7 protein-coding genes are annotated in these 8,304 nt (G+C 34.6%); 4 read left to right on the top strand and 3 right to left on the bottom strand.

The genetic code is table 11. From position 1 onward, the window contains the following. From HRT72_11295 to HRT72_11285, 3 genes are all read right to left on the bottom strand, one after another. Positions 1-979: hypothetical protein (locus tag HRT72_11295; GenBank protein NQY68288.1), on the bottom strand; the 979-nt coding region annotated here is incomplete at its 3' end. A 20-nt stretch (positions 980-999) separates the two neighbouring features. Further along, positions 1,000-1,935: a T9SS type A sorting domain-containing protein gene (locus HRT72_11290; protein ID NQY68287.1), complete on the bottom strand. Its 936-nt coding sequence runs from the start codon at positions 1,933-1,935 to the stop codon at positions 1,000-1,002. A gap of 145 nt (positions 1,936-2,080) precedes the next feature. Continuing rightward, a complete protein-coding gene (locus HRT72_11285; protein ID NQY68286.1) occupies positions 2,081-2,989 on the bottom strand; it encodes a T9SS type A sorting domain-containing protein in 909 nt (302 codons plus the stop codon). Positions 2,990-3,868: 879 nt separating this feature from the next. On the opposite strand from HRT72_11285, the gene HRT72_11280 reads away from it, so the two are divergent. The 4 genes from HRT72_11280 to HRT72_11265 are packed head-to-tail and all read left to right on the top strand — an operon-like array spanning position 3,869 to position 8,226. Continuing rightward, on the top strand, positions 3,869-4,069 hold the full coding sequence (locus tag HRT72_11280) for a helix-turn-helix transcriptional regulator (protein NQY68285.1): 201 nt from the start codon (positions 3,869-3,871) through the stop codon (positions 4,067-4,069). Between the two features lie 2 nt (positions 4,070-4,071). Further along, positions 4,072-6,360 (top strand): sensor histidine kinase, encoded by a 2,289-nt coding sequence (locus tag HRT72_11275; GenBank protein ID NQY68284.1) that lies wholly within the window; start codon positions 4,072-4,074, stop codon positions 6,358-6,360. Next, positions 6,353-7,477 (top strand): hypothetical protein, encoded by a 1,125-nt coding sequence (locus HRT72_11270; GenBank protein ID NQY68283.1) that lies wholly within the window; start codon positions 6,353-6,355, stop codon positions 7,475-7,477. Before HRT72_11275 ends, HRT72_11270 begins: the two co-directional genes overlap by 8 nt. Further along, positions 7,474-8,226, top strand: coding sequence for a hypothetical protein (locus HRT72_11265; protein ID NQY68282.1), 753 nt, complete (start codon positions 7,474-7,476; stop codon positions 8,224-8,226). Before HRT72_11270 ends, HRT72_11265 begins: the two co-directional genes overlap by 4 nt. The last annotated feature ends 78 nt before the right edge of the window (positions 8,227-8,304 follow it).

The raw sequence follows: 8,304 nt of genomic DNA, 5'->3' as shown, positions 1-8,304 counted from the left end.
TTCTTATACTTTGAAATGACATATTCCTATGCATTCTACCTATTTGTAATGGAGATAGGTAACTACCACTTTTAGTTCCTCCTAGAATATTATTAGTACAACTATTACCCAGTGTATCAGAAACACATCCCCAAAATCCATCATGTGGGCAAACATGATTATTATTCGGTACTGGTGAACAATTAAACTCTATAAGCCCTGGAGATACAGTACCAAAAACATCAGTGAGAAAATCCAGGTCACTAATAGTTCGGGTATCATCTCCTCCTCCAATTTCTGTTTTGTATGTATGTCCTAGACCTATATTATGAAAAACTTCATGTAATAGGTGTTTAGCAAACCCGTCATCATAATGCATAATAATTAATGGATCATCTGTTCCACTTTTTAATGTGGTCACACCAAGCTCCTTACTAAGGTCTTTAAAACCTACATGAGTTGCAGCGAGTCCAGCGATAGTTGAAGAGACTCCATTCGTAATATGAATAGGGAGATGATGTCGGTTATAGTTATTAGGATGATAGAATTTAACATGGTTTATAAAATTAATAGGGCCACTTGTAGAAACATTTCTTTGATTATTTTGATAGTCATAAAATTCGCCTACTTCAAAACGAATTCTAATGTCATCAATCTCGTCATTTGGATTGAGTATTGGATCTGACGGAGGGTTGAGCTTCTCACATCGATCGTTCATTTTGTGAACTATTTCGACCAGTCGATCATAATGATTAACATTGTTATTGGGATCCCAATTATCTAATGAATCTGGATTTTCACTTTGCCATATATGAAAATCCAGAATTATTGTTTTAATAGCGGTTGTATTATCAGGAATATAGCTGCCTTGATGTTTGTAAAAACTTTGATACGCACTACTCTGCTCTTCACATGATTGACCATATGACTCACTGTTTAGATGAATCAGAATTAAAAAGGAAGCAAATGTGAAGACAACTTTAATAAATGAAATTTTCATGAATAATGTGATAAATGATATTAGAGAAGGGTAACCTTTTTTGATTTCAACCCAAGTTTTACAATATAAATCCCTTTAAAACCTTGCATTTCAATTTTTGTTTTAGTTCCCGTTAATTTCTTTTCTTTAACTAGACTTCCTGTAATATCATATATTTTAGCGTCTAAGGGGGATAGGTTGGAATTGTTTACGTGAATAATAATTTCATTTCCGTAACTATAAATATTCGCATTTTGATCGGAATAATCTATTATTCCAACAGTACTCTTAGCTCCGGCCTCAATGCAAACTCCTACACTATCCTCATAGGCATACTCCTCAATTATGGTCGTTCCAAAACCGTTCACAACTAATTTCACCCAACCATAATGGTAGTCATTATTTGAGTCTTTAAATTTCAAACCGGCATAAGTGGTTTTATTGGCAAAGTTTCCATTCGAAATAAGTGTATCTATTCCAGAATAAGTATTCTGCTGAATACCAGTATAAGGGTCAGATGGCCAAGTTGAAAATCCCCACCATCCTGTAGTACTCGCAATCCCAAGAATCCCAATTCCAGATACAAAAGACTGAACTGAGCTAATATGATAGCCGGAACTTAAAGTAGAAGGATTAGAAGTTCCTATTACCCTGAAGCCATTTGAACCTAGCGCATTTATGTCTGCCCGCCAATATTCAGTTCTTAAATAACTCACCCACCCATAGGTGAAATTAGAGTCTGGATTAAAATAAATAGTGTCCACCAATTTCTCAGTTCCAGTATTATGGTACTGAATATTTGAAATCGTAAAATCAGTTAAATTGTCATTATTTAAATCTAAATCAAAACTGCTATTATCGATTATTACAAATGGATCCAATTCTGTATCATATACTTGGGAATAGGACGTGGATGTAGTTAATAGGGCTCCTGCAACTGTAGAATAGGAAGCTAATTTTTTAGCTAAATTATTCATGAGATGTTAATTCCAAAAAATGCAACCGCGAATCTAAACTATCTTTTTAATAGAACCTATGATAAATGAACAACATCGAGCAATCTGTGTGGTAACAGCTATCACCAGAAATTATCGGGTAAATGGATAAAAATAGTATCGCTATTTATTTCTTGACAACTCTTAAAATCTCATTATGACTGGGGAAGCCCATTCTAAGATAATATATACCTGGCGCTTCATTAATTTCAAGTTTTTGTATGCCAGGGGTATTGTACGTGTTTTGATATATTTTTTGACCGTTAATATTGAAAACTTCAACATTTACTTCTTTTTGTTCGCCGTACTCAATTGATAGTTGTCCAAAGCAAGGGTTTGGATAAACTTTCGCGAAACGAATTTCGGTATCCAAGTCATTAATGCTTACATAATAGGGCTCATAACAAGGGGAACCAGGTGAATATATAGTTGTATATATTTGATCGTCATTCTCATGATAGCATAATAATTGATAGTAACTCAAACCAACCACAAAGCGATTGAATGTGCCCCCGCTAAACAATCCAATTGTACTTCCAATACCTTCAATCCAATATTCGAAACTACTACCATTCTCTTCGTGCTCTCCTAACAGGGATACTTTAAATCGCTTTCTATATATTGTGCCGATCAAGATTGAATCCACTTCCAATATTACAATCTCTTTGTTATATATAACCGAGTTAGAAACGCTTTCGAATGGAAATACTGTAAGTGTGTCTAAAGCATTTACTTGGAAATCGTAAAGGAGTAGTGGCTGAATAGAATCGTGTCGAATAGCCCATATTTTTTTATTTTCATCTTCACGGAGTGCCGCGTAATAACTTGCGTTTTCTATATCAAATGTGGAATCTTCGAGAGATCTATAATACTTTTTATAATCAACCCCTCCAATAGTTGTATCACCCGAAACGTAGAATTTATCTGTATTAACAGACCAAACGGCATTTGAGTCTGGAAATGGAACGTACTCTTGTGCTTTTCCTAGATAGAAGGAAAGAGAAAGAAGAGTTGCAAGTATAATTTTTGTTCTCATCGTATATAATATCCCGAAAAGGGTTATGTGCCCTAGATTGGAAGTGGATTTTATTTAACACAAATTAGGCAATATTTCTGCAAAATAGCTTTGTGACAGAGATGAAGCGACTCTTTTTATATTAATTATAGAACATTGATATCTTCTGATTCGATGGCAAGATCTCATAGATTAAAATTATTTGTTTCTTATGATGTACAAAAAAAATGAACTCGTAAGTTGTTGATATAAAAGAAATGGCCTGATCTGCTTCCGGATAATTACTGTAAAAGAAGAGGCAATATGCGTTTATTTTAATCATAACCTCTCTGGATACGGTGGTATCCCTAACATTCTGATGATCGTTTTTACCTGCAACGGCGTGAATAACCTACCAAAAGGTTTTCCTACCACTCTTAAAGAAGGTTTTATCCATTTGTTAAAAGTTTTGATATTTACGCCGTAGGCTCGTGCCAGTTGAGTTTTTGTAAGAGCGGTTCGTAATTTGAAATTGTGATCCATTTGCATGACTTTCAAACGAAAATCTCTATAAAAAATTGTGATCAACCATTCGTAATAAAAGGGCTAATTCCAAACTAAAACAAGGTACTAACAAGCACTTACCGAGTACTAGATGAGCACCATCACGCATGTCCGTAACTATTACAATAGCGCGAGTTATAGCCTAATACTTCTTAATACCTCCGCGAAACACCTGTTTCCTATAGAAATAAGACAATTGCATATAGAAAACGATATAAAAAGGATAAAGGAAGCATATAAGATACTCATACAATTCAGGTCAACTGTAATGTTGAAAACTTTATATTATTGTATATCTCATTTTATGAGATACTCAATTGTTACTTTTTATATTTACGTAGAACAAACAAAATCCATATGAATCGAATTAAAGAAGTCTTAGAAGAAAAAGGCGTTAATCAGACTTGGCTTGCTGGCAAGCTCAATAAGAGTTATAATATGGTTAATTCCTACGCTCAAAATCGAAGACAGCCAAGCTTGGAAATTTTGAATAGGGTTGCTGTTATTCTAGAAATAGATGTAAAGGATTTAATTGTTTCAAACAAAATTGCTAACTAAGGATGCAAGAACAAGAAGTTAGAGAACAGCTTGAGTTGATTCTGAAAAATGATCCAACTAACTACGACCAAATTGTAGAGCTATCAACAATATTGGCTTCATTCGATAAAGAGAATGTAAGGTTTTCAGTTGATGCAGGAATAATCAACAGGCTGGGTAAGGAATTGGTGGGACGACATGAAACGGCTGTTTCTGAATTAGTCAAAAACTCTTATGATGCTGATGCAACAGAAGTGAAGCTAATTTTCAAGGAGGCTTATGATGAAGGAGGAATACTGAACCTAGAGGACAACGGTGTTGGTATGACAATGGATCAATTGGTAAATGGTTTCATGCGATTGTCATCATCAGATAAAATTCACAATCCAACTTCTCCTAAATATGGTCGAACTCGTGCTGGTCGAAAAGGAATAGGAAGGTTTGCAACTCAAAGACTGGGTACAAAGCTAACTGTCATCACGCAAACTTTAGATACTGAATATGCGCTCAAAATTGTAATAGACTGGGAGAAATTTGAAATGGACAAAGACTTGTCCTCGATTACTAATTCAATTGAACAAGTATCAAAGAATAAAGAGGAAGGAACTAGTTTGATTATAGAAGGCTTAAGAGATTGGTGGACAGATGCCATGATTAAAAGAGTCTACAGGTATACGGCTGATCTGCTTCAACCTTTTCCTCTCTCGAAAGAACGAAAAGATGCTGAAGAAGATAAAGAAGACCCAGGCTTTAGTAGTTCTTACTTTAGAGATAATGAAGGCAATAAAATTATTGATGAAGAAGAGGCTTTCTTAAAGCACGCCTTGGCTGAAATTGAAGGGTATGTTCTTGCTGATGGGCAAGGATGCTGGGCACTCGAAAGCAATAAGTTAAATTTTCCGCAAGAAGTTTTTTTGATAGGGAAAGAAAAAGAGTTACCTGAATCAAAATTTGAATTGATAAAAGGAATCCATTTTAAATGTTATTATTTTCTCTATGATTCAAATTTGCTTCCAAAGCAGTCAATGACTTTAATAAGAGAAGTTGCTAATGAAAGAGGAGGAGTACGGTTATACAGAAATGGATTTAGAGTTCTTCCATACGGTGAAAAGCTAAATGATTGGCTAGGTTTAGATGACTCTTCAGGACAAAGAGTCATTATTCCTTCTCATAGAAATATTAACTTTTTTGGATTTGTTGAAGTTTCAGATAATTCTGGGCTAAAGTTTGATGAAACCTCAAGTAGAGAAGGTCTGTTTGAAAATGATGCCGTTGAAGAACTGGTTAATTTTGTTCATAGGTCAATTATTAGCGCAGTGCTTAAAGTCGCAGATTTAAGAGGAAGAAAGCAAACGGCTGGACAAAAGGGATTTATCAAAGCGTCTCCAACTGAAAAAGTGGACAGTGCTATTGCTGACCTTAAAGACGCCTATGAAGAAAAAAGCACTGATGATTCAAAACAAGAAGGTTCCGAATCAAAAAAGGAGAAGTTTAAAGAGGCGTATAAAAAGCTATTAGAAGGGCGTGAAGAAGAGAAAATAGCTAAACAGGCATTGATAGATGAAAATAATATGCTCCGAATTTTGGCTAGCTTAGGCCTCGTAATAGGGGAGTTTGTACATGAGGTCAAGCGATTCCTGCCTGGATTTAACACTGATACCGAATTTCTTAAAAAGGCAGTTAAAGATTATTCAGAAGCTTTGAGTAGAGTTGAACGACTAGAAATAAACTTAAAGTCGTTTACGACATATACTTCATATTTTGATAAGGCAATTTCACGGAATGTTTTAAGAGAATTAGAACCTATCGAAATAAAGGATGCCGTGAATGATTTTCTAGATGTAATAGGTAATGAACTTGTCAGATCGGGTATCGTTCTTGAAAAGCCAATTTATGAAGGGTTTGATTTGTATACTACACCAATGCACCCGTCAGAGTGGGCTTCTATTCTATTTAACTTTTATACAAATTCAAAGAAAGCCATTAGAAGAAAAGGAGTAAGTGGAGTAATCGGAATTAGATGCGCCGAGGAAAAGGGAAATATTATTGTGGAATTTTATGATAATGGTGATGGAATAGTAAAAGGAAAAGAAGAAGAAATATTTAGTGCTTTTAATACGATCTCTTCAGTCTCTGATCATGGTTCTTCTGATTCCGAAACATTGGTAGGAACAGGATTAGGATTGAAAATTATCAGAGATATAATAGAAAGTTATGGAGGAGAGGTGTTTGTGTCATCACCCAAAAAAGGCTTTTCAACAACAATGAGGATTGAGATCCCCAAAAATCAAGAAGTAGAAGATAATGAGTAAGCCCAAGTTTTTATATATAGATGATGAAAATGATGAATCCGTTGAGGCAATTGTAGCAGGATTTAATGATCAAGGACAAATAGAAGTTGTGTTACATCCATTGGATGAAACCAAAGATTTTGAATCACTAAAAAAAGTTTTACTTAATTCAAAAATTGACGGTTTAATACTTGATTTAAGATTAGATGGAGAAGGCCCTAATAGAGTTGAATTTTCAGCTGCAACGCTAGCTCAGGATATTAGAACTTTATCATCGAGAAACGAATTAAATTCATACCCGATTATTTTGTGTTCGACAGAACCGAATATTAGGGAAACCTACAATGTGGACAAATCAAGTCATGATTTATTTGATTATAAATTTGAAAAATCAGCAGAACCTGATTATACGAAATTCTCACAAAAACTATTTTCCTTGAGTGATGGGTATACTTGGTTAGGCGCTGAAAAAAGGAATATTAATAGCGTTTTAGATAGAGAGAATCTTGATGAGATTGATGCTAGGATTTATAGTAGGTTTGAGATTGAAGGTGAAGAGGAGTTTACTCCCAACGATTATGCGAAATTCATAATTAATGATCTTTACCATCATCCTGGAGCATTAATAAAAGAAAGAGTTTTGGCCGCAAGATTAGGAATTGATATAGCCAATTCAAAGGATTGGAATAAATTAAGAGACGATTTCCTCATTTCTTCGAAATTTACAGGGTTATTTGGAAATGGATGGACAAGATGGTGGGCTGATAAAGTAATTACATTATTTAATGAATGGTCAGATCAAGAGTATTTAGCTTCTCTCAATGCAAAACAAAGGGTTCAAATAATAAGTGAAAAAACAGGCCTAATTGAATTAGTTGCTGCTGAACCAATTAAAAGATGTTCTAGTACAGAATTTTGGACAATATGTGAAGGACTTAAATTACCAATTGATCCTTTAGAGGGTTTAATCATTTATGAAAGAAAAGAACTAAAGCCGTGGCAGGAAAATAAATACATTTCGTTCCATGCAGCCGAGGAAGAAAGAATAGGGAGAAACATAGGATTGCGTCCACATCCATCTGAGGAAGATAAGATTTCGGAGATTAAGGAATCGATTACTAAGGACGCTGGGAAATGATTGAAAAATTCAGAAAGAAAAGAGCTGATGAACTCCTTATAGTAGCCAGAGCAATTGACAAGTTATTTGGTTCAAATAAAGGGCATAAAACGGTTCTGACGACGCCAATTATTACTGCTGCTAAGCAATTGGAAAAGAACTTACTAAACCTTGATAGGGATAAAAATTGGGGTTATGAAATAGTAAACTTCAAAATGCCAGTGGAGACTATCAAGCATGTAAGACCAGAAGGGATAAAAAACGTTGAACTCTCGTTAAATATGAAGTTGGTTGCTGACTCAACAAAATGGGGGACATTAGAAGATCCATTGTTAGAATTATCTTTTCATGTAACATTAAGAGCAATCAATAGCAATAAAACAAGTTATTTATGTTTTCATATCGATAAACATGATATGGCAAAATTCAGCACTGAACCACATCCTATTTATCACATTCAATATAGCCCTAAACCCAAAAACGTTAGTAAAGAAGACTTTGATTATGGAAATATTTTACATTTAGATACTCCTAGAATCCCACATTCTCCTGTTGATTTTACACTTGGATTTGGCCTTCTTATTTCAAGTTTTTTACCAAGTAAGTGGGATAAGCTGATGCGAGATCCTTTTTTCAAGAAGACATATACTGATTACCAAATAGGCATCTTAAAACCTTACGCACATACCTTAGCAGATAATTGGAAGCCTTTTAATAGTAACGACACCTCTTGGAGTCCGATCAATCACCTCATACCTTATGTAGTTTGAGAAAAGAGATATTTAAATATTTGCGGTCTTATACCTTTGCTCCTAAAGAGATAAATAGGTTAATAGTTTCCTCCTTTC

This window comes from Flavobacteriales bacterium (genome assembly GCA_013214975.1).
Classification (GTDB): Bacteria; Bacteroidota; Bacteroidia; order DT-38; family DT-38; genus DT-38.
The sequence above is the reverse complement of the archived record's forward strand: the minus strand, read 5'-3'. Positions and strand labels throughout refer to the sequence as shown.